This is a genomic window from Arthrobacter sp. UCD-GKA, from assembly GCF_001863355.1.
In the GTDB taxonomy this organism is placed as follows: Bacteria; Actinomycetota; Actinomycetes; order Actinomycetales; family Micrococcaceae; genus Paeniglutamicibacter.
Window position 1 is genome coordinate 23,838 of the sequence record NZ_MOLR01000015.1, and the last position, 22,593, is coordinate 46,430.

Annotated in this window: 19 protein-coding genes and 1 pseudogene; 5 read left to right on the forward strand and 15 right to left on the reverse strand. The window is 65.7% G+C overall.

The window, feature by feature from the left end; genetic code table 11:
- Positions 1-320: 320 nt before the first annotated feature.
- The 3 genes from ykgO to BLJ79_RS19885 all read right to left on the reverse strand — a co-directional run bounded on the left by ykgO (position 321) and on the right by BLJ79_RS19885 (position 2,216).
- Entirely contained in the window at positions 321-443 is a 123-nt protein-coding gene (gene ykgO, locus BLJ79_RS19875) for a type B 50S ribosomal protein L36 (RefSeq protein WP_071216524.1), read from the reverse strand.
- Positions 444-499: 56 nt separating this feature from the next.
- The gene (locus BLJ79_RS19880; protein WP_139194988.1) at positions 500-1,591 is read right to left on the reverse strand and encodes a GTP-binding protein; all 1,092 of its coding nucleotides are present in this window, start codon (positions 1,589-1,591) and stop codon (positions 500-502) included.
- Positions 1,592-1,718: 127 nt separating this feature from the next.
- Complete coding sequence (locus BLJ79_RS19885) at positions 1,719-2,216, reverse strand: universal stress protein (protein WP_175475550.1); 498 nt, start codon at positions 2,214-2,216, stop codon at positions 1,719-1,721.
- Positions 2,217-2,529: 313 nt separating this feature from the next.
- Between BLJ79_RS19885 and BLJ79_RS19890 the strand changes: the two genes are divergently transcribed.
- The gene (locus BLJ79_RS19890) at positions 2,530-4,740 is read left to right on the forward strand and encodes a purple acid phosphatase family protein (protein WP_071216525.1); all 2,211 of its coding nucleotides are present in this window, start codon (positions 2,530-2,532) and stop codon (positions 4,738-4,740) included.
- A 132-nt stretch (positions 4,741-4,872) separates the two neighbouring features.
- On the opposite strand, the gene BLJ79_RS19895 is transcribed toward BLJ79_RS19890, so the two are convergent.
- The 6 genes from BLJ79_RS19895 to BLJ79_RS19920 form a co-directional block, all read right to left on the reverse strand.
- Entirely contained in the window at positions 4,873-5,721 is an 849-nt protein-coding gene (locus BLJ79_RS19895; protein ID WP_071216526.1) for a PRD domain-containing protein, read from the reverse strand.
- Between the two features lie 84 nt (positions 5,722-5,805).
- Positions 5,806-7,236, reverse strand: a complete 1,431-nt coding sequence (locus BLJ79_RS19900) for a glycoside hydrolase family 1 protein (protein WP_071216527.1) — start codon at positions 7,234-7,236, stop codon at positions 5,806-5,808.
- A 26-nt stretch (positions 7,237-7,262) separates the two neighbouring features.
- Positions 7,263-9,155: a beta-glucoside-specific PTS transporter subunit IIABC gene (locus tag BLJ79_RS19905; RefSeq protein WP_071216528.1), complete on the reverse strand. Its 1,893-nt coding sequence runs from the start codon at positions 9,153-9,155 to the stop codon at positions 7,263-7,265.
- Positions 9,156-9,351: 196 nt separating this feature from the next.
- Entirely contained in the window at positions 9,352-10,191 is an 840-nt protein-coding gene (locus BLJ79_RS19910) for an HAD-IIB family hydrolase (RefSeq protein WP_071216668.1), read from the reverse strand.
- A 92-nt stretch (positions 10,192-10,283) separates the two neighbouring features.
- Positions 10,284-11,327: a glycosyltransferase family 4 protein gene (locus BLJ79_RS19915; protein ID WP_071216529.1), complete on the reverse strand. Its 1,044-nt coding sequence runs from the start codon at positions 11,325-11,327 to the stop codon at positions 10,284-10,286.
- Positions 11,328-11,351: 24 nt separating this feature from the next.
- Positions 11,352-13,508, reverse strand: coding sequence for an amylo-alpha-1,6-glucosidase (locus tag BLJ79_RS19920; protein ID WP_071216530.1), 2,157 nt, complete (start codon positions 13,506-13,508; stop codon positions 11,352-11,354).
- 352 nt (positions 13,509-13,860) lie between these two features.
- On the opposite strand from BLJ79_RS19920, the gene BLJ79_RS19925 reads away from it, so the two are divergent.
- The 3 genes from BLJ79_RS19925 to BLJ79_RS19935 all read left to right on the forward strand — a co-directional run bounded on the left by BLJ79_RS19925 (position 13,861) and on the right by BLJ79_RS19935 (position 16,463).
- Positions 13,861-14,364, forward strand: coding sequence for a hypothetical protein (locus tag BLJ79_RS19925; protein WP_071216531.1), 504 nt, complete (start codon positions 13,861-13,863; stop codon positions 14,362-14,364).
- A 26-nt stretch (positions 14,365-14,390) separates the two neighbouring features.
- Positions 14,391-15,863, forward strand: coding sequence for a phytoene desaturase family protein (locus tag BLJ79_RS19930; protein WP_071216532.1), 1,473 nt, complete (start codon positions 14,391-14,393; stop codon positions 15,861-15,863).
- Between the two features lie 345 nt (positions 15,864-16,208).
- A complete protein-coding gene (locus tag BLJ79_RS19935) occupies positions 16,209-16,463 on the forward strand; it encodes a hypothetical protein (protein ID WP_071216533.1) in 255 nt (84 codons plus the stop codon).
- On the opposite strand, the gene BLJ79_RS19940 is transcribed toward BLJ79_RS19935, so the two are convergent.
- Positions 16,460-17,176: a GAF and ANTAR domain-containing protein gene (locus tag BLJ79_RS19940; RefSeq protein WP_071216534.1), complete on the reverse strand. Its 717-nt coding sequence runs from the start codon at positions 17,174-17,176 to the stop codon at positions 16,460-16,462. The two genes, BLJ79_RS19935 and BLJ79_RS19940, sit on opposite strands and share 4 nt — an antisense overlap.
- A 479-nt stretch (positions 17,177-17,655) precedes the next feature.
- On the opposite strand from BLJ79_RS19940, the gene BLJ79_RS19945 reads away from it, so the two are divergent.
- Entirely contained in the window at positions 17,656-17,967 is a 312-nt protein-coding gene (locus tag BLJ79_RS19945; RefSeq protein WP_071216535.1) for a hypothetical protein, read from the forward strand.
- Between the two features lie 998 nt (positions 17,968-18,965).
- Here the strand turns inward: BLJ79_RS19945 and BLJ79_RS19950 are convergent.
- The 5 genes and pseudogenes from BLJ79_RS19950 to ilvN form a co-directional block, all read right to left on the reverse strand.
- Positions 18,966-19,163: pseudogene (locus BLJ79_RS19950) on the reverse strand (hypothetical protein); the annotation flags it as partial.
- Between the two features lie 25 nt (positions 19,164-19,188).
- Positions 19,189-20,370 carry a type II toxin-antitoxin system HipA family toxin gene (locus tag BLJ79_RS19955; RefSeq protein WP_083411501.1) on the reverse strand — a complete coding sequence of 394 codons (1,182 nt, stop codon included), beginning with the start codon at positions 20,368-20,370 and terminating at the stop codon, positions 19,189-19,191.
- Positions 20,371-20,415: 45 nt separating this feature from the next.
- Positions 20,416-20,718, reverse strand: a complete 303-nt coding sequence (locus BLJ79_RS19960; RefSeq protein WP_071216538.1) for a helix-turn-helix domain-containing protein — start codon at positions 20,716-20,718, stop codon at positions 20,416-20,418.
- Positions 20,719-21,003: 285 nt separating this feature from the next.
- The gene (gene ilvC / locus BLJ79_RS19965; protein WP_175475551.1) at positions 21,004-22,026 is read right to left on the reverse strand and encodes a ketol-acid reductoisomerase; all 1,023 of its coding nucleotides are present in this window, start codon (positions 22,024-22,026) and stop codon (positions 21,004-21,006) included.
- A 41-nt stretch (positions 22,027-22,067) separates the two neighbouring features.
- Positions 22,068-22,586: an acetolactate synthase small subunit gene (ilvN, locus tag BLJ79_RS19970; protein ID WP_071216540.1), complete on the reverse strand. Its 519-nt coding sequence runs from the start codon at positions 22,584-22,586 to the stop codon at positions 22,068-22,070.
- Positions 22,587-22,593 lie beyond the last annotated feature (7 nt).

Sequence of the window (22,593 nt, forward strand, 5' to 3'; positions counted from 1 at the left end):
TCAAGGCATAACAGTACCCAATAACGTCATGTCCGGGTTGATTTCCATGAAAATCTCCGTTCTTTCCAACAACATGCGCCGCACAGTGTCTTCGTGGTCAAGCGGCGCACGCGATTCACCGGCCCTCAGCGGCCCGCTTTGCCGGTGGCTCGATCTCTGCAAAATCATTCCCAGCGGAGGAAGGAAAGTTGATAGGTGAAGCCACTGTCCGCGGCACATCCAGGCTCCAGAAACGTTATGGCTTGTCCAAGAAATGGAATGGGCGCGCTGCTTGTACGTGCTTCAAAGTCGTACCGGCAGCGCGCCCATGGCGAATCGCGTCAGCCCTGTCGGGCTTTCATGCGGGGGTTCTTCTTGTTGATGACAAAGACCTTGCCACGGCGCCGAACGACCTGGGCGCCGGGGATCTTCTTCAGCGAGCGGATGGAATTGCGCACTTTCATTCTTTTTCCTTTTGTAGGTGTTGCAGCAAAAAAGGTTGGAGGCTAACTCGTTGGCGTCAGGCCAGGTCGGTGAGCCGGAGGGCATCCTCGAAATCCGGTGACCCCAGGATTTCGGCATCGGTGAGCTCGCAGGAGTGCAGGAGCGCCGCCAATTCAATGGCGTCGTTGCTGTCGCTTGTCAGAGCCATATGCGTGCGAGCCGTTTCCGCGCCCCATGTCCCCTGGTTTTCGATCCAAACGAAGGGACCTGCACCGCCAAGCACGACCTTGGTTTCCGGTGAATTTCCGATCCACAGCGTGCCTCGCAACCACACGCATCCCGCGGCCAGCCAGCCCAGCGCATCCTTGAGCCGCCCCGGGTGCAGTGGACGCTCAGCCCGCAATTCAATTGTTGTGAATGGACCGTCCTTGGCCATCTTTTCCTTGGAAGTGCCGGCACTGCGGACATGGACGTTGCCCGGTGTCGAGCGCCGACAAGCAGCCCCCGGCTCATGGACTTTGAAGGCAAGCTTTTCGTCAGGGTGGATCACGGCCAGGTGCGGTCCCAGCTCCCCGAGCAGCTGGGCTCCGCGATGGAACAGGTCGCCTCCGGATTGGCAGCCAGGTGCCTCGGCCTCAAAGAGGTGGGCGAAGAGCCCCTCGAGCAACAGAGCGGTGTCGGCAAATGCGATTTCCTTGACGAGAAATTCCCCCGCGGTCCGGTCATCGTCTTGCACGCTGCTGAGACCCGCCTGCCAGAGGGTGCGGGTGTCCCACATCTGGTCCTCAAGCGCGGCCGGGTCCAATGCGAGAGAAACCGAATCGATGTTTATCCCGCGCACGGCCAACAGCGGACCGAGAATTTCCAGCACCATGTCTGCGTTCACGCTTGGCGGCAGCCCCACGAAAACGTCACTGGGTGCGGCGTCGAGGACTCGGGTCACCGTGGGCACCACGTCCAGCCTCACGGAGCAGGTGAGACAGCCATGCTCCAGCGCAATTTCTGTGCGGTCTTCTTCGGCCGCACCGCGGGACACTCGACGCAGCACCCGTTCGCCCTCAAGCAAGTCATGGCGAACCACGATGGCTTCGGGGCTGGTCACCAGCAATGCGTCCAGTGCCTTGTCGCGGACGTGGGCTTCAAGCGAAGTTACAAGTATGAGAGTCACACCGACCACAGTAACTAATAATGATTCTCATTAGCAACCTGTGGACAGGCATGGTTTTGTTCCGTTGACCCCTTGGGCGTCTCGCACCACGGGCCCGCACGCTCCGACCAGTCGAAGGAGCGTTGAATCAATGGGGCTCGTGGTGCACCGGGACCACCACGACCGGCAGCGTCTGGTGGGCGATCACGCGGTGCGCAGTCGTTCCGTTGAGTAGTTCCGACAGCCTGGCGCCAACTCCATGGTGCCGGGTTCCGACCACGATCATGCGCGCATGCAGCTCGCTGCCGAGCCGTGCCAGGGCCTTGCCGGGGTCCCCGGCCAGCACGCGGAACGACCAGGGAATCTTGGATCCGGCCATGGCGCTATCCAGGATCCGCAGGACGTCGCGCGCATCCTCGGTCATGTCCTCGTCGATGTCCTTGGGGTGCAGCGAATTGCCGCGGATGTCTTCCTTCAGTTCCCATTCGACCAGATAGCTGTTGATCTCCACATAGGCAAAGACCAACGGCGCCCCGAATCCCTCCGCCAGCGTCCTCGCCTCGAGCACCACGCGCCGGGGCTGCTTGGGCAGCACCCCGACGACGATCGGGCCCACTCCCCCGACGTTCGGCATTTCCTTGTCCATCACGGCCCCCTTGCGTCGTTGCAAGCCACTTACTTCCTGCTTGATATTTTCCGCCCATAGTCCCGGGAGGGGAACAGCAATTGGCCTCGACCTTCCCGCGGACTGCCTGTCGCTGTCCGGTGCCATGAACCACCAGTCACCCGGGGTTTACCGGACGTCCATGTGAACGCGGACAGAGCGACATACGCCATCGATACGTTGGGGTTTCATGCGTGCACCGACATCGTCCCGGGGGCCGTAGCCGGCAGCATCTGTGCAACGGCGGATCTTGCCCGGGCGCGCATGGCTCTCGCATCCCCACATGAAGGAAGACATGACCCAGACCCAGATTCCGGTGCGCCGGTACAAACGGGGCATTGCCTCAGCCGTGCTGCTCGCCGTGCTAGGCGGGGCGCTTGCCGCACCCGTGCCGTCCTTTGCCGCACCTGCGGTTCCCACCGACCCGGTCATCTCCACGACCGACACGACGTGGCAGTACATCGACGATGGTTCGGACCCCGCTGCAGGCTCCGAGGCGCTGCGCGCCTGGACCACTGGCGGATTTGACGACGCCGGATGGAAGAGCGCCAAGGGACGCTTTGGTGCCAAGAACGGCAATCTTGCCGCCGTTGGCCCGCACACCCCGGCCACCTTGCTGAACCACTACCTGGACGGAGCCGCGGCACCAACGATCCCGACCTACTTCTTCCGCAGCACCTTCGAACTCGGCCAGGGCGTCGCGGCGGAGGTTGGCGACATCATCGGGGACGTCGTCCATGACGACGCACTGGCTGTCTGGATCAATGGCAAGAAGGTCGCCGGCTTCCTCGACGAGCGCGCCGACGAGAACACCAACGTTTCCTACGCCGGAACCAGCAATGGCGATCCGGTAACCAACACCTTCCACGCCGATCCCGAACTTTTGGTGGACGGCACCAACACCGTTGCCATTGCCCTCTACCAGGACCGTGAGACCAGCTCGGACATCTACCTCGATGTCCCCTCAATCCGTCTGGCCAGCATCGGCGAAATCGGCGCGGCCCCGCCCACGCGCGTCATCCTGACACCCACCACCACGCCCGAAACCTCGCAGTCCTTCTCCTGGCTCGCCGGGGACGCCTCGCAGGCCAGCGGACAGGTGCAGATCCGCACCGCCGCAGGCGGCGAGGTGCGCACCGTCGACGCCTACCAAACCGGCACCGTGAACAACAACCCGAAGCCGCACTACTCGACCACGGTCGAAGGACTCTCTTCCGCCACCGTCTACAGCTACCGGGTGGGCCTCGAGGGCGCGTGGAGCGAGTGGCACGAATTCACCACCGCCGACCCCAAGTCCAAGGAATTCCAGTTCCTGTACTACGGCGACGCCCAGATCGGCCTGGATTCCACCTGGCCCGAGGTCGTCCGCCAGGCCGAGGCCAAGGCACCGAATTCCATCGGCTCGGTCCACGCCGGCGACTTGATCAACACCGGCAGCAACGAGACCGAATGGCTCAACTGGTTCTCCGGCATGACCAAGTCCGCGGCAACCACCAACATCATGGCCGCCCCCGGCAACCACGAATACTCCGGCGACAAGAAGCTTGCCGCATGGAAGGCCAACTTCGAGTACCCCCACAACAACCCGAACCTCGAGACCATCGGCAAGATGGCTGACCTTGCCGTCGGCGACAGCGAGGTGGCGCGCCAGTACGCGGCCTACTTTGCCCACTGGGCCGAGTTCGCCGCCGAGACCGTGTACTTCACCGACTACCAGGACACCCGGTTCATCACCCTCAATGCCACCCGCGACACCGCATTCCTCACCCCGGACAACCTGCCGGCCTGCGCCGGAACCGAATGCCCCTCCACCAAGGTTTCCCGCCTGTGGACCGAGTTCCAGGGCGCTTGGCTTGATAATGTGCTGGAAACCAGCGAGTCCAAGTGGAACGTCGTCACCTTCCACCAGCCGGTTTTCTCCACCTCGGCGGGGCGCAACGAACCGATCCTGCGCGAGGTCTGGGTTCCGGTGTTCGAAAAGCACAACATCGATCTGGTCCTCATGGGCCACGACCACACCTATGCCCGCGGCTACGTCAACGCGAATGCAACCGACACCCCGGGCCTGACCACCGGCCCGGTCTACACCGTGGCCAACTCCGGGGCCAAGCACTACAACCTGGAAACGGACGAGAAGAACGTCTGGACCCTCAACGGCGCCACCCAGGTCCTGCGCGGTGCCGGCGTGACCACCTACCAGGTCATTGACGTCTCGGCGGACAAGATGGTCTACCGTTCATACATTGCCGAGAAGACCACCAAGGCCACCACCGACCTGCCGGTCGGCGCGCTCTACGACGAATTCACCATCACCAAGACGGACAAGGGATCCAAGTGGGTCACCGAGGCAGGCATGGAGCCGCCGGCCACCCACGCATGCCTGGAAAACCGTTCCGAGAAGGCCGGAACCACCAACGGGAAGGGCGCCGAGAAGCGCAACGAAAACGGCAACTCCAACAACGGCAACAACGCCAACCGCCCGCTCTGCGCCGTCGGGGCCAAGTAGTCCCGGCCACCCCGGCCATTCCCGGCCACAGGCAGCCACCGGATAACCTAACGCAACAAGGCCAAGGCATCGTCCGCCCCTCGGGTGGGGCGATACCTTGGCCTTGTTTTGCCCTCGACCCGGACCGCGGGCTCAGTCGCGCTCGCCTTCGATCATGCGGGCCACGTGCAGCGTCAGGTAGGTGACCTCGTCGTCGGTCAATTCCTCGCCCAGGCGCAGTTCCAGCACGCTTTCGAGCTTCAATGCCGTGGCGTAGGCCTGCGGGTAGGAGTCGCGGATCGCGTCAAGCAACTTGCCCGCACCCTCCTGCAGCTGCATGCCGGACCCGGCCCGCACGAAGAAGTAGCGCAGGTGGGTGATGAAGCGTGCGGCGTTGACGGTGTCCCTGTCGATCGGCCGGCCCGCGGCCTGTTCCAGGACCTCGAAGAGCTGGGCAAAGACCCCGGTCATTTGGTAGGTGGAGGACAGGTCCCCGGTGGCGAACCCGACGTTCACCAGGTGCAGCGCAATGGACACCGCCTCGTCGGACGGCAGCGGGGCCTCCAAGGAATCATTGACGTGCCCCAGGATTGCCTGGGCCGCGCGCAGCTCCCCCGGGTACAGGTGGGTGACCTCGGCACGCAGCGGGTACTCGACCTCGATCCCCTCGGCCTGCCGCTTGATGGCAAAGCCCAGGTGGTCTGCCAGTGCCACGGAAAGCACCGCGCTGTTGGGGATCTCCAGCTCGGCACGCCCGGCCTCCAGTGCCGTCTCGGCCAGCGCCAGGTGCACCGGGTCGATGGCCGCGACCATGGCACCGAAATTGTCCGGGTCCCGCCCGTCCTCGGGCACGAAGGTGCGCACCACCTTGGAGGCATCCACCCGTGCACCCGGCTTCACGCCGAAGCCCAGCCCGCGGCCGGTGAGGATCACCTCGCGTCCGGCGGAACCGGGTTCGCGTGCAAGCACGACGTTGTTGTTGAAAACGCGCAGGATTTCCACGTCGGTGCTTCCCCTAGTCTTGTCGGTGGGCCGGGCCGGATGGGGGCGCAGGCCAATGGCCGGCGCCCCCGCACTTCCAAGGTGCTAGCTTAGCGTGGCGCCGTTGGAGGCGATCACATCGCGGTACCAGCCAAAGGACTTCTTCTTGTACCGATCCAGGGTCCCGGAGCCGTCGTCGTTGCGGTCCACGTAGATGAAGCCGTAGCGCTTGGACAGCTGCGCGGTGGAGGCAGAGACCACGTCGATGCAGCCCCAGGAGGTGTAGCCCATGACCTCGGCGCCGTCCTCGATGGCCTCGCGCACCTGCACCAGGTGGTCGTTCAGGTAGTCGATCCGGTAGTCGTCAAGGACGGTGGGTTCCCCGTCGATTTCCACGAGCTGGTCCTTGGCACCCAGGCCGTTTTCCACCACGAACAGCGGCTTTCCCCAGCGTTCCCAGTAGTCGTTCATGACCACGCGCAATCCCTGCGGGTCGATCTGCCAGCCCCATTCGGAGGCCTCGAGCGTGGGGTTGGGGATGCCGCCCATGATGTTGCCCGGGCCCTTCTCCTGGCCCGGGTCCGCGGATTCGCAGATGCTCATGTAGTAGCTGAAGGAGACGAAGTCAACGGTGTGCGTGAGGTCCTCGCGGTCCTGCTCGGTGATCTCGATCGTGATGCCGTTGTCGCGGAAGAAACGGCGCAGGTATCCGGGGTAGGCCCCGCGGCAGTGGATGTCGCCGAACGCATAGCTGGCGTGAGCGGTGTCCATGGCCCGCACCACGTCGTCCGGGCTCGGGGTCAGCGGGTACACCGGCATGGCGAGGATCATGCAGCCCACCTGGGCCCCGGGCATGATCTCGTGCGCCAGCTTCGTGGCCCGGGCCGAGGCCACCAGCTCGTGGTGGATGGCCTGGTACAGGTCCGAGTCGGTCAGTTCCTCGCGCGGGACCGGGATGCCGCCGGACATGAAGGGCTCGTGGATCACCGAGTTGATCTCGTTGAAGGTCAGCCAGTACTTGACCCGGGTGCCGAAGCGCTCGAAGAGCACCTGGCAGTAGCGTTCGTAGAAGTCGATCAGCTTGCGGTTCCTCCAGCCGCCGTAGGCACGCGCCAGATTCAGCGGGGTCTCGTAGTGGCTGATGGTCACCAGGGGTTCGATGCCGTGCTTTTCCAGTTCGTCCAGCACGCGGTCGTAGAAGGCTAGGCCCTCCTCGTTGGGCTCGGCGTCGTCCCCGTTGGGGAAGATCCGGGACCAGGCGATGGAGAAGCGGTAGACCTTGAAGCCCATCTCGGCGAAGAGCGCGATGTCCTCGGCATACCGGTTGTAGAAGTCGATCCCGACCTGCTTGAGGTTCTCCGGGGTCGGGCCCTCGGTGGGTTCGGTGGTGATGCCCCTAGGCATCACGTCCTGGATGGACAGGCCCTTGCCTCCGGAGGCGTAGGCGCCCTCGATCTGGTTGGCGGCGGTTGCCCCGCCCCAGAGGAATCCGTCGGGGAATGCCCCGGTGGCGGGTGCGATGGTTGTTTGGCTCATGATGGCACTGGTCCTTTCGTCGGTGGCTAGAGTTCGATGTCGAGAGCGGGTACGCCGCGGTCAAGGTGCCCGTGGGCCACGGGCACCACGGCCGTGAGGTTCTTGGTATTGGTCACGACCATGATGGTGATGTCGCTGAACCCGGCTTCCTTGATCTTGGCCCGGTCGATGGTGGCCAGCAGGTCGCCGGCCTCGACGCGCTGCCCGCGGACCACGGCGGGGGTGAAGCCCTCGCCCTTCATCTGGACGGTGTCGATGCCGATGTGCACCAGCACCTCGATGCCGTCATCGGTCTTGATGCCGTAGGCGTGGCCGGTTTTCATGGCTGCCTGGACGGTGCCGGAGACCGGGGAATGCACGGTGTCTTCCTCGGGGATGATGCCGAGCCCCGCGCCCATGGCACCGGAGGCGAAGACCTTGTCCGGGATGTCTGCCAGTGCGACGGCGGTGCCGGCCACGGGGGCCAGGACCTTGGTGCCGGGCGTTGCGGCGGGCGTTGCGGCGGGCGTTGGGGTTGCTGTTTCCTGGGCAGGGACCGCTGCTTCTACTGCCGGTTCCGTGTCAGGTGTTTCGCGCGGCCCGAAGAAGAAGGTCAGCAGGAAGGCAATGGCCACTGCCACGGCGGTTCCGAGCAACAGCGTCGCGAAGCTGCCGACCGAGCCGAAGGCGGGAAGGGCCAGAACGGAGGGGAAAACAAACGAGGTGGCGGCGCTGCCGCCGATGGCCGCGATCGCGCCGCCCACGGCCCCGCCGACGATACCGAAGTAGAACGGCTTTTTCAGCGGCAGGTTCACGCCGTAGATGCCGGGCTCGGTGATGCCTGCAAGGAACCCGGAGAACGCTGCGGGTGCGGCGACCTCGCGCCGCTTGGCGCTGCGGCTGCGGATCGCCACGGCCAGCATGGCGCCGGACTGTGCCAGCACCGCCGGGACCAACGGGCCCATGAGAACCGAGGACCCCTCGGTGCCCAGTTCGTTGATGATGACCGGAACCAGGCCCCAGTGCAGCCCGAAGAGCACGAAGACCTGCCAGAAACCACCCAGCAGCGCGCCTGCCAGCCATGGGGCGAAGCCGAAGATGGCGTTGATGCCGTTGGAGATGCCTTCGGCCAGGAAGATCGTGGCCGGGCCCACCGTCATGAGGGTCAGCGGGACCATGATCGCCATGGACAGCAGCGGGGTGGTGAAGTTGCGGATCGTGGCAGGCAGGACACGCAGCAGGAAGCGTTCCAGGTAGCCCAGCAGGAACACCGCCACGATGATCGGGATGACCGAGCTGACGTAGCTCATCACTGGCACCGGGATCCCGGCGAAGTCCACCGGCTCCCCCGCGGTGCCCATCGCGACGATGCTGGGGTAGACCAGCGCACCGGCGATGGCCATGGCAGTGAATTCGTTGGCCTTGAAGCGGCGGGCGGCGGTGACGGCCAGGAACAGCGGCAGGAAGTAGAACAGCGCGTCCGCCGCCGCGGAGAGGATCACGTAGGTGTCTGCGTCCTCGGCAATCCAGCTCAGGTTTCCGGCCAGGACCAGGAAGGCCTTGAACAGGCCGGCGCCGGCCAGCGGCCACATGATGGGCAGGAAGATCGCCGAGACCATTTCGATGAATCGGTTCAGGAGGTTCCCCTTGGCGGGGGCTTCTTCCTGCTTGCTGCTTTCGGCCCCGATGCCGCTGATCTTCCCCAATTCCGCGAAGACCCTCGGCACGTCGTTGCCGATGACCACCTGGTACTGGCCGCCGGCCTTCATGACCGTGATGACACCCGGAAGCTTTTCAACGGCCGCGGTGTCGGCCTTTGCGTCGTCGCGCAGCTTCAGCCGCAGCCTGGTGGCGCAGTGCGTGGCACTGGCAATGTTTTCTTCCCCGCCGACACCCTCCAGGATGTCTGCGGCCAAGGTCTTGTGGTTCACCGTGGCCATGGCAGTTTTTCCTCTCCACTGAGTTTTCGGGCACAAAAAAAGACCCAAGAAAAACGCATTGCGTTTTCCTCAGGTCTTGCCTCGTGGCCGAGTAACAATCCTTTGCAGGCAACATTGCCTGCTTCCAAGAAGCCTACAGGTGAGCATCGTCACCCGCAAATTGCCCCGGGATGTCTCCCGGGGCAACGGACCGTTCTCAGATGAGCCCGAGCTCCGCAAAGGCAGCGGCGATCCCGTCGCGATTCGGCGGAAGCGCCGTGCGGTCGGCCAGCTCCAGCAGCCCGGGATGCGAGCCCTCGATGGCCACGCCAAGCCCCGCAAAGGCCACCATTTCCAGGTCGTTTTCCCCGTCGCCGAAGGCGATGGTGTCAGCCTGGCTGATTCCCAGGTGTTCGATGGCCACGGCGACGCCGTCGGCCTTGCTGATGCCGCGGCGGAACAGCTCACCCGTATGGCGCCCCTCGTCTGCGATGGAGTTCTCGACCACGGCGACATCCTCGCCGATCTCGGCCGCAATGCTTCCCACCGAAAGCGGTGCCTCGAACACGGAGATCTTGGCAAAGGACGGCAGCTCGGGGATCGGAGCCAGGGAACCCAGGATTGCCGAGGAGCCGGCGGCCCGGCCGTCGGGGCGTTGGCTGAAGTGCGCCTCGATGATTTCCCGCAGCCGTTGTTCCGCGGCGCGAGGGACGTGGAGTGATTCCGGGGATTCCAGGACGTAGACCGCGTCGTGGGCGTCGAGGGCCGCGAGGGTCCGTGCCGCCATCTCGTCCGGGAACCGGCGGTCCATGAGGATTTCGCCGCCCACCTCCACGTATGCGCCGGCGCTGGCCACCAGTCCGTCGAATCCGGCCGCCAGGATGTGTGCCGGAAGCATGGAGAGGGGACGGCCGGTGCAGAGCAGGACCTTGTGCCCGGCCGCGCGTGCCGCGCGGACCGCTTGTGCGTGGGCTTCCGGGACCACCCCGTAATCGGCATAGGTGCCGTCGACATCGAGGAAGACGGCGTGGATGGTTTTTACGGGTGTTTGGGACATGGCGTGCATGCTCACCGAGTCTACCGGTGCCAGATGAACGCTTGGGTCCGGAGGATGCCCGGCGCCTTCCACCGCGGACCCGGGTCCGCCCATCAGGCCGGGACCGCACGCGATGCCAGGGCACCTGCCAGGCATTTTTCATAGAACGCCACGTGTTCGCCGACCATGCGGCGGATCCCGAAGGTGGTTTCCGTCGCCCGGCGGCAGTTCCCGCGGTCCAGCTGTGCGCACCCGGGCAGGGCTGCGGCCAGTGCGTTGGGCGTCTCACGCAGAAAGCCGGTGACTCCGTCAACCACGATCTCCGGGGCAGCGCCGCGCAACGTGCTGAGCACCGGGGTGCCGGTGGCCATGGCCTCGATCATGACCATGCCGAAGGGCTCGTCCCACTGCAACGGATTGAGCAGTGCAAAGGCGTCGCCCAGCAGGGCGAACTTTTCCGCGGCCCCCAGCTCGCCCACGTACTCGATGGTTCCGCCAAGCTCGGACCGGATGACCTGCTGGAAGTACTCCTGCTCCCCCGCGCTGCGCATCTTCGCCGCAATGCGCAGGGGCACCCCGGCGCGGCGTGCCACCCTGATGGCGGTCAACACGCCCTTGTTCGGGTGCATGCGGCCCAGGAAGCAGGCATAGCCGCCGCTCCCGGCACCCACCGGGATCTGCGTGGCATCGATGCCGTGGTGGATGACGCCGGACACCGCCACCCCCGTCGCCGTCATGGACTGGTGCCGGGAGATCGCCACCAGCGATGCGCATTGGGCCACGGCGGAATAGACGGGCAGGAAGCGGTCGTCCATGGCGTTGTGGGCCGTGGACACCACGGGGATCCGGTGCCCCGCCAGACGCAGCAGCGGGCCCGACAACGTGTGGTCGTGAATGATGTCCACCGCACCCAACTGCGCGTAGGCGTTGAGCACGTGCCGCAATTCGTCCTGGCCCCTGCCCAGGTGCCGGGGCTCGGGCGGCAGGCTTCCGGCCACCTGGGCCACCGGGCTGGTGCTGCCCGCCGCCGCGGCCAGCAACACCTCGTGCCCCAGCTCCGCCAGTCCGCGCGCCAGCAGGCCCACGACCGCTTCGGTGCCGCCGTAGCCTGCCGGCGGCACGGTGAGCCACGGCGGGGCGATAAGTCCAATGCGCATGGTTGTTCCCCTTTCCGTCCCGGCTCAGGCCGTGCCGGGCATGACATCGAGCATGTCCGCCAACGGCCCGCGCCGGCCGCGCCGCACTTCCAGGTCCTCCTTGACTCCCTCGAGGTGGAACCGGGTGCCGTTGGCGGTGAGGTTGATCTTGTTATCCCCCACGGTGATGTTGCGCAGGTGCACCTTGCCCCACTCGGCGGGCAGCACCGGGTCCAGGTAGAGCTTCCCCTCGGTCAGCACCGGATCCAGGCGCAGCATGACGCGCAGCAGGTGCATGGGCGCCGCGGCCGCCCACGCCTGTGGGGAGCATGAGGTGGGGTAGGGCACGGGCACCGGATGGCTGGAGCGGTCCAGGCCGCAGAAGAGCTCGGGCAATCGCCCGTCGTGGAACGCGGCGGCCTCCATCAGGGACGTCGCCACGCGCTGGGATTCGGCAACGAATCCATAGCGCATCAACCCGCCCGCGATGAGCGCATTCTCATGCGGCCACACCGATCCGTTGTGGTAGCTGGCCGGGTTGTAGGCCTTCATCCGGCTCGAGAGCGTGCGCACGCCCCACCCGGTGAACATCTCCGGGGACATCAGCGTCCTGGCCACCTGCGGCGCCTTGTCATGGTCCACGATTCCGCTCCACAGGCTGTGGCCCATGTTCGAGGCGCAGGAGTCCACCTGGCGCCCGTCCCCGTCGATGGCCAGGGCGAAGTAGCCGCGGTCGGCCATCCAGAACTTCTCGTTGAACCGGTCCTTGAGCCGCCGGGCCTTGGCGGCATAGTGCTGCGTCGTTTCCTCGTCGCCCGCTTGCTGGGCGATCAGCGCGCGGGCCAGGTAAGCGGTGTAGACGTAGCCCTGGACCTCGCACAGGGCCAGCGGGGCTTCGGCGACCCGGCCGTCGGCAAAGGTGACCCCGTCCCAGGAATCCTTCCAGCCCTGGTTGGCCAGGCCCGTGGGGGTGGAACGCCGGTAGGCCAGGAATCCGTGGGGGTCCTTCGCGCACGTGCGCTCGATCCAGCCCAGCGCCGCGTCGATGGCGGGCAGCAGCCGGTGCAGCGTCTGGCCACCGACTCCCCACCGGGTCAGCTCGCCGGCCACGGTGACAAACAGCGGCGTGGAATCGACCGAGCCGAAGTACGCGCCCGAGCTGCCCAGTTCCGGGGACTGCGAGGATCCCAGGCGCACCTCGTGCAGGATCTTGCCCGGCTCTTCCTCGGTCTGCGGGTTGGTCCCCGTGCCCTGGAGTTCGGCCAGCGCCTGGATGGTTCCCAGTGCCAGCGAGGAGTCCACGGAGAGCGAGAGGAACGAGGCCAGCAGGGAATCGCGCCCGAAGAGCGCCATGAACCACGGCGCCCCTGCGGCCACCACCACACGGCCATCGTGCGCGGCGTCGAAGATGCGAAGCGAGCCCAAATCCCGCCGCCCGGTCAGCAGCGCCCGGCCCACCTCGTAGTGTGCGACCTCAACGGAAGGCACTTGTTCCTTCCACTCGCGCTGGCGCACCGCCGGAAAACTGGCGGCCCCGGCTGCCTGCCCCATGCGCGCATCCTGCTCCGAGCCACGTCCGTCGATGGACGGTTCGATGGCCACCTCCGTCACCCATTCGCCCTGCGGCGGCAGCGCGATGCGGTACTCAAGCCCCCCGGGCGCCGCGACGGCCTGGGAATCGCGGATGCGGACCAGAAGCCGGTGGTCGCCGGCGGTCCCGCTGAATTCCAGCCCGTCCTTTCCGTGGTGCGACATCGAGCCGTCGCCCGCGCGGCGGATCCCGGCCTTGACGTCGAAGAGGTCGGCGAAGTCTGCACTGACCTCCAGCTGCACGGTGGCGGCGAAGGTTTCATTGGAGTAGTTGTGCACCACGATGCGCTCGACCATCCCCCCTTCGAGGCTGCGGTGGCGTTCGACAATCACATGGCTTTCGGATTCCAGGGCGTTGCCGCCCACCCTGCCCACGAACATCGCCCGGTAGGGCTCGATCGCGGTGCCGGCCAGGGGCTCCACGTCCTTGCCGTTGACCCGCAGCCGCCAGCCGGAGACAAACCGGGTGTCGCGGAAAAAGAACCCGTGCGGTCGGGTGCCGTCCATGTCCCCGTTGGCGGCCGCCAACGCGAACGTGGTTCCATTCAGGATGGTGACGGCCCCGGGACCCGCCGACTGGGCGCCGACACCGGAGGTCCAGGCGCTGGTCATGTTCTTCCGCTCCGCCTTTTGCCCCCGCGATGCCGTGCGCCGCGGCCGGTGGGGAACGGTGCCTTCAGCCGATGGGCGGCAATGGCCGCGTTTGGTGCAGGGGTGTGCCTGTGGGAATGCATCATCAATGTCCATCGAACGTGCATGCTGCGGCCCGCTGCTTGACCTCACTTCACAGCCTAATCCGGCGGCCGCGTCCGGGGAAGAACTTTGCGCGGGTTCGCGGGCACCACCCGGGTGCGTTGTTTTCCTTCCATGCCGGCGGCCTTGGCCGTAGGCTGGGCAGCAGCAGCGGATCCCGCCGGTACTGCACGATCCCGGTCCCATCCGGCGCACGATTCCAGGAGCATCCATGAACGATTTCCGGGGCGTCAGCCACCAGACGCTGTCCAACTACCTCAATCAGCACCTGCTGGGATCCGAGGGCGGGGTCAACGCCTTCCGCGCCGCGGCCGACACCTGGAAGGGCACGGCGCAGGAACCGATGCTGCTCTCGCTGGCCCGCCAGGTGATGGCAGACCAAGAGGACCTGCAAAACATGGTCCACCGGCTCGGCTACGGCGGGCACCCGCTGAAGCTCACCCTCAGCCATGCGGTGCGCGCCATGGGTCGGGTGAACCCGGTGAACCTGCTGCGCAAGCGCAAGGCCGGCCTGGCGCAGGTGGAACTCGACGTGCTCATCGGCATGCTCAACGCCAAGCTGGCCATGTGGGACACGCTGCAGCTGGTGGCCGGCAAGGACCACCGCTTCGACACCGCCCTGCTGGACGACCTCAAGGTGCGCGCCAACGACCAGATCACCCAGGTCAAGGAAATCATCGAGGCCACCTGGGAGGAACGCTTCTTCGCCGGATAGGCGTGCGGAAAGGAACCCCCGTCCCCATGACACGAACAGCAATCATCGTCGGCGCCGGGCCCAACGGCCTGGCCGCCGCGGCCCGGCTGGCCGAGCACGGCGCCCAGGTCACCATCTATGAACAGGGGCCACACGTGGGCGGGGCAGCGCGCTCCGCCGATACCCTGGGACCGGGAACCACCGTGGATTTGGGTGCCGCGGCCCATCCCTTTGGCATCGGCAGCCCCGCCTTCCGCCACCTGGGACTGGAAAGCCACGGCCTGCGCTGGCTGCACCACCGCTACCCCATGGCCCATCCGCTGGAGTCCGGACCCAGCGCGCTGCTGCACCCGGACCTGGAGGACACCTCCGCGACCCTGGGCGAGGACGCGAACGCGTGGCGGCTGCTGCACCGGGCGGTGGCCGGGCATCCGCTCGAGTCCCTTGCCAACGCCACCGGCCCGCTGCTGCGCATGCCTCCGCACCCCGCACTGATGGCCGGCTTCGGTGCCCGCGCGCTGTGGCCCGCCGGGCCGTTGGCACGGCTGGTCTTCCGCACCGAGGCCGCCCGCGCCCTCTTCGCCGGATCGGCCGCCCACTCCATGCTGCCGCTGGGCCACCCGTTCACCGCCGGCTTCGCGGTGCTCTTCGGCGGCCTGGGCCAGTCCCTGGGCTGGCCGGTGGCACGCGGCGGCACCCAGGCGATCATCAACGCGTTGATGCAGCACCTGGCCGTGGCCGGCGTAGAGGTGCACACCAATTCGCCGGTGCGGGACCTGCGCGAGCTCCCGGCCAGCGACGCGATCCTGCTGGACTTGACGCCGCGGCAGGTCTTGGAACTTTCCGGAACCGGCATCGGCGGGCGCTACGCCGGCCACCTGCGCCGATGGAAGTACGGGGCAGGCGCCTACAAGGTCGACTACCTGCTCGACGGCCCGATCCCGTGGCGCGACGAACGCACCGCCCACGCCGGAACCGTGCACGTGTGCGGCAATCTCGCAGAGGTGGCGGCCGCCGAACACGAAGTGGGCAGCGGCCGGCTACCCGGGCGCCCCTTCGTGATGCTCGCCCAGCCCTCGGCGGTGGACGAATCCCGGGCTGCCGACGGCCGGCAGGTCATCTGGAGCTACGCGCACGTTCCCAACGGCTGCACCGCCCAGGTAGGGGCGCTGGTCGACCGGCAGATCGAACGCTTCGCCCCGGGCTTCGGCGACCGGGTGATCGAGCGCGTGGAAACTCCGCCGCGCGCGTTGGAGGACTGGAACCCGAACCTCGTCGGCGGGGACATCGGCGGCGGCTCGCTGCGCGGCACCCAGCAGCTGCTGCGGCCGGCCCCGACGCTGCATCCATACCATGCCGGGGCGCCGGGGCTCTACATCTGTTCCTCTTCCACGCCCCCGGGCGGCGGGGTGCACGGGATGGCCGGCTGGCATGCCGCCCGCGCGGTGCTGCGGGATTGGGGCGTCGCGGTGCTTCCCACCCGGAGCCCGGCCGCCGAGCCGCGGCCCGGTTCCCGGTAACGCAGCGCACCGCCCGGGGCCGGATGCTGCGACAGCCGAATCACCTGGGCGCCAGCGGGCGGCTCTGGCCAACGCGCTGTAGGAGGGCAAGCGTGAGGTGGCGGCAGGGGCCCGACCGGCATAACGCCGCGGATCGAAAGCCCCGCCATCACCCTTCCCTGCAACGGGGCCAACAACCGCGCCGGACCGCACCGTCGCCCGCGTGCTGGCGGTTCGCCGAGGGGGAACCGCCAAGCTCTCCGGGATCGAACACTATTCCGAGACCGACGAGCCTTGAAAACGCGGGGAAGGAGAAGGCGATGTCGGCCGCCGAGGACAGCCACCTACCCGGGCTGGCGCGGGCCGGTGGCTCGCGCCAGCCCGCTGGAATGCCGGGGCATCGACTATGGGCCGGACACGGTCGCACTCGTGGTCCCCCATGATCCGACGTCGGACACGGCGCTGCTGAACGAGGCGACGGCCGCGGCCACTGCCCTGGATTGGAAGCTGCAGGATCCGGTCAACATCCCGGTGCTCGGGTTGCCGGATATTACGCATGCCGAGAGCCGCGAGGAGGGGCCCAGCGCCGGGCGCCGAGCCCCGGCGACCGTCCCTCCCTAGCCTTCGAAGTGCGTGGACACCGGTGCGCTGGTGGTGGAGGCGATGACCGCCTCAGCCACGTGGCGAAGCTTGATGTTCCGCGAGCTGGAGGCCGATTTCAGGATTTCGACGGCCCGATCCTGGCTGCACTTGTTTTGGCCCATGATGATGCCCACCGCCAGATCGATCGCGGTCCGCGACGCCAGCGCCAGCTTCAGGTTTTCCTCGTTGTCCCGGAGCTTGGCCATCGTCACCGCTAGGTTCAGCAGTGCCGAGGCATGCTCGGCATGGGATTCCGCCTGCAGAATGGCCTGGTCGTCGAACGCGTGGGTTCTCATCGAGTAGAGGTTGATTGCCGCGGTGTCCTCGGAATTCAATGTCAAGGGGACGGCCAGCATGGAACGCACCCCGGCGTTGTGGATCTCCGCGAAGTACTCGGGCCAGCGGCCATCGGCGGAGATGTCGGGGACACTGATGGTGCGGTGTTCGCTGCACGCGGTCAGGCACGGACCTTCACCAAAGTCGTACTGCACCTCATCGAGGGTCTGGGCCAAGGCGCTGTTGCTTGCCACCGTTCCCACCCGCTTGTGCCTGCGCAGGGTGATGCCGACGTGCACCGGCGCCCCGGGTACAGACAATTCGTCGGCGCTGACATGAGCTAATGCGTTTAGAAACGATTCAAGGTCGTATGTTTCGACCAGGAGATCCCTGAGGTATTCGTTTACCGCGATCATCAGTCAACCTTTCAAGCATTGCCCCTCATATCGACTCGGTTTCGGCTTTCCCTCGACGATGTGAAAACACTATCAAATTGAAGCCGCCCGATGGTCACCTGGGCCAACCCCGTCGGCCCAGCCCCCTGCTATCCCCAGAATACGGGTTTTTCGTCCACTTACAAGGCAAAGTTCGTGCGTGCCTGCGGTCCGGGTCCCCGGCTTCCGGGATTCCCGCAAGACCGTTGCGTGGCCGTGTTTCAAGCGGCTTTTCGCCGTCCCGAGCGCGCCTGCGGAGCAAGCCGGGCCATGGGCCGCAGCGCAGGACGTGCACTGCAGCAGGGGTGTGTCGCACACCAGCGGCGGCGGGCGGTTGGAACACGACGGCCGGATCCTTTCCGCAGCTCCGAACGCACCCCGCGAGATACGGAAATCCACCCGTGCACCGGGCGCGTTGCAAAAGCAGAGACTGCCACGAAGTATCGGTCTACGATTAATCCATGACACAGAACCTGGAAGTCGATTGGATCGATTCGCTGACCGCGCATGTCACCAACCGGACCGGGCGTGCGGTGTTTGATGTTGACCTGCGCACGACAGGTCAGGTCACGGTTGATGACAATCCTGACTGGAGCTTCAAGGCCGAGAAGTTGCCCGATGGCGAATTCATCGGCCTCTACCGGATCAAGGACAGCGTGGGCTGGGCAACCTCCCCGCCATTTTTGGAAATGACGTGGCGGAGCGAGGATTCCTCGGAGGAACACTACCGCAGGGTTCCCTTGCATCGCCACCAGGATCCGCCCACGCCTTGAGCACGCCGAGCCGGCGCCGCACCAAACCGGCTCGGCGCCATCGCTTCGGCGCGGCTTGGCGTGCGGCCGAGCCCCCGGTGTAGTCCTCGCCGGTCTTCCTGGGCATGAGCTAGCGCAACTCGCGGCCGGACGCATCGATCGGGCGCTGTTCACCGTGCATGCGCAGCCCCAGGAACCTCGGGGATCCGGCATCTTCACCGGGCGCTGGATCGGGTAACGCACTTGGACGTCCCCGAGCATCATGGGCACCGGAATCCAGCGGAAGGCCCGGAGCCTAGCGGCCCCGGGCGTGGCCGAATAGGCATTGGGGGACGCAAATGTCGTTGGCGCTGTCCGTCGCCGCACAGTGGTGAAGGAACTGCCCACGTCCCCGGTCCCATCAGGCAGGTCGACATCGACGGGGATCGGCGCGCTCATCGCCGGCCCCTGAGGTAACTGCTCGGCGGCGCGGGCACGAGACTGCCGGTTTCATAGTGGTCGAATGCGAGGTTGAGCTGAAACGACATCCCAGCACCCCGCAATATCAATAAACGACTCGAAGCCAACTCCTTGCTCTCCATGCTCGACCTTGCCCAGGATCGCGCGGCCGTGCCCGCCCGGTCCGCGACCTGCTGCGCGGGCGACCCCTGGAACCTCCTTCCCGTGAGAAGTTGCGCCCGATGTTCACGGCGATTCGACACGTCTGCGGTGGAGTTCGTCCCAGTGCCGTGCCGCCTGTGCGGTCATCGTTACGGCCCGCAAGAAGTTGAGTGGGCCCAAAGCGGGCCATTGGCCACGGTGGGGTTTGGAGGTGGATGCTGGAGCGGGTCGTGACGATGTGAGTAATCCCGTGCCGGCCTTCCGGCCAATTGGCTACAGGCAACTGGTGCCCGAGGAGCATCCGGCCGTGTTCCGCTCCTCCGCCGATGACAAWACCCGCCCCGACTTTCGTCGGGACGGGCATCGCCGTGCGGCCAACCGGGGCACTGGGCCCCAGCCACCTATGRGTTCGGCTGGCCTTAGCGTGCGACCGAGCCTTCGGTGTAGTCGTCGGTGGTCTTCCAGGAGAAGAGCTGGCGCAGTTCGCGGCCGGTCTCTTCGATCGGGTGCTCCTCGCCCTTATTGCGCAGTGCCATGAACTCCGGCGCGCCGGCATCCTGGTCCACGATGAGCCTGAGCTCGTGCAGCACCTCGACGTAGGCGATTTCCGGCTTGTGGTCGGGGATCGCAGGGACAGCCGAACTACGATACTTTTCGGAATCCCAGCGGACAGCGATCAAAGACGTCCGCAAACCGACTTAGGTCGCGTTCCTCGATCCCGTTGGCCAGGGCAACCGCTCTCCACCTCTTGACGGCCTCAAAGGTCTCACCGATCACCAAGTCACGCTGCTTCAGGGTGGAGACAAAATAGCCAGCCACTTCCATCAAGGCTTCGGAGGCGTCGTCCCGGCTATCCGCTCCCCCAATGCTCGTTTGGCGGGCGGCGGCAACGTCTGGATTTGGATTGACATCGAAAGCCGGGCTAAGTCGCCATCCCGCTTTACCTCTCAGGAATTCGTGATTACGCATGTGGTCGTCGGAGTTGTTCACCATGACGTTGAAAGCAATCCGGCGGAAAAGCTCCTCTCGGTCGGCTTTCGCATCATTCGAGGTCTCTGCAATCACATCAAGCAGATCCAGGTAGTCGTTGTTGCTGCCATCGCTCTCCTGCAGCATGGTCATCCCGGATACGTAGCCGAATCGTGTGTTCCCCTGGCGGTCGAACCGGTCGAGCAGCAGCACCGGCGCCGAGCCCACATGTTCAAGCCTGAACCCCGGCACGTGAATCTTGGCGGTCTTCGCCATTTGCAGGGTTGCTGATTCCCACGCGATGACGCTCCACTCATCGGATTGGTGGGGGAACTTGGCAATCGCAAGCTTTTCGCCGTCCCTGACGGAGGCCTTCGGACGCGCGCCGCCAAGGCTGCCCGTGCCGGCATCCAACAGGATCTTCAAGGCTTCCGCTGGATCTTGGTCTGAGACGATCACCTGTGCTGCGTTGAGCAGCGCGGGAAGCGCGACCAGCTTCGGGACCCGGGTTTCGGGATACAGGTAGGGACCCGTGTCACGGCGAAATCGCAGCGAGCCTTGGCGCGTCAAATCGGGGACTTCAAGCAGGTAGTCGCATTCCGTTGGTTCGCCCACCGTGCGCTCAGCTTCGCGGGCAAGTTGCTGGAACCGCTTGGCGATAATGCGGCGGCCCCAGCGATCGGGCGTTGAATCGGCGAATGCGCCTGGGAGTCCCTGGACATGATGGGCGCCGGACTCCAGCGGAAGGCCCGGGTCCAGGGCATGCGCCCCGGGCCTGGCCAAATAGGCAGTTGGAATAAGTGAATGTCGTTGAAACTGTTCGTCGCCGCACGTTGATGAGGGCGGTACCGACATTCACTGTTCCGTCCGGCATGTCCAAGTCAACGTGGATCGCTTCGCTCATCGCCGGACCCGCTGCGGCAACTGCTCGTCTGCGCGGGCGCGGCCCATGTCGGTTTCATAGGGGTCGAATGCTGTATTGAGCTGTGGCGACAATCCCAGCACCCGGGCAATGTCGAGAAAGGATTCGAATCCAACTCCGAGCTCTCCGTGCTCGACCTTGCGCAGGGTCGCGCGACTGAGCCCCGCCCGGTCCGCGACCTGCTGTGCGGTCAGCCCCTGAAGTTTCCGCCACGTGAGAAGTTGCTGACCGATGTTGACTGCCGTTCGGTGCGTCTTCGGTGAGGTTCGTTTCAGTGCCATGCCATCATTATGATCGCGTTTGAGAACCTAAAAGAGTTTAAAGTACCCAGATAGGTTCATAAAACCGATTCCGTGGTTTCATGATGACTCTCTGCGGCAAGTCTTGAAGGAGCGACCGGTACCGTGACGGAATCCGGTCTGTTGGCCGAATACGATGGGACACCCGCGAGGCATGCATCCGGCCTCCTCCCACCCCGCCAACGCGAAGGCCCACCCGGACATGAAGTCGGGGTGGGCCTTCGTTCGTCAAACTACCTGTTGGCAGCCGCTTGCAAGGAGGGTTCCTTAGCGTGCGACCGAGCCTTCGGTGTAGTCGTCGGTGGTCTTCCAGGAGAAGAGCTGGCGCAGTTCGCGGCCGGTCTCTTCGATCGGGTGCTCCTCGCCCTTCTTGCGCAGTGCCATGAACTCCGGCGCGCCGGCATCCTGGTCCTCGATGAAGCGCTTGGCGAAGTTGCCGTTCTGGATGTCGGCGAGAACGGCCTTCATGTTCTCCTTGACCTCCGGGGTGATCACGCGCGGGCCCGAGACGTAGTCGCCGTACTCGGCGGTGTCCKAAACGCTCCAGCGCTGCTTGGCGATGCCGCCCTCCCACATCAGGTCCACGATGAGCTTGAGCTCGTGCAGCACCTCGAAGTAGGCGATTTCCGGCTTGTAGCCGGCTTCGGTCAGGGTCTCGAAGCCGTACTGGATCAGCTGCGAGGCGCCGCCGCACAGGACAGCCTGCTCGCCGAAGAGGTCGGTTTCGGTCTCTTCGGTGAAGGTGGTCTCGATGACGCCGGCGCGGGTGCCGCCGATGGCCTTGGCGTAGGACAGGGCCAGCGCCTTGGCGCCCCCGGTGAAGTCCTGCTCCACGGCGATCAGGTCCGGGATGCCGCGGCCGGCTTCGAATTCGCGGCGCACGGTGTGGCCCGGTGCCTTCGGGGCGACCAGGGCGACGTCGACGTTGGCCGGCGGGGCGATGTAGCCGTAGCGGATGTTGAAGCCGTGGCCGAAGAACAGGGCGTCGCCCGGCTGCAGGTTCGCTTCGATGTCGTCCTTGTAGACGTGGCGCTGGACCTGGTCCGGGGTCAGGATCATGATCAGGTCGGCTTCTGCCACTGCCTCGGCGACGGTCACGACGCGCAGGCCCTCGGCCTCGGCCTTGGCGATCGACTTGGAGCCGGCCTTCAGGCCGACGCGCACGTCCACGCCGGAGTCGCGCAGGTTCAGTGCGTGGGCGTGGCCCTGGGAGCCGTAGCCGATGATGGCGACGGTGCGGCCCTGGATGATCGAGAGGTCAACATCGTCGTCGTAGTACATGTCAGTCACTGTGGTGTCTCCTTGGTATCAGTGTAAAGATTTTATGCGTATCAGGCAGAGACGGAGCGCAGGGCGCGGTCCGACATCGATTTGGAGCCGCGCCCGACGGCAAGGGTGCCCGCCTGGACGATCTCGCGGATGCCGAAGGGCTCCAGCACCGCCAGCAGCGCGTGGATCTTCTCGGCGTTGCCGGTGGCCTCGATGATGAGCGAGTCGGTTGACACGTCCACCACGGAGGCACGGAAGAGGTCTGCGGCCTGGGTGACCTGCAGGCGGGTGGCCGCATCGGCGCGCACCTTGACCAGGATATGGTCACGCTGCACCGAAGCCTCGGGCATCAATTCAACGATCTTGATGACGTTGATGAGTTTGTTCAGCTGCTTGGTGACCTGCTCGAGCAGGTCGCCCTCGGCGTCGACGACCACGGTGATCCGGGAAATCCCATTGATCTCCGTGGGGCCCACGGCCAGCGAGTGGATGTTGAAGGCGCGGCGGGCAAAAAGGCTTGCCACGCGCGTCAGCACGCCCGGGACGTCTTCGACGAGTACGGAAAGAGTGTGTCGTGCCATGGGATTT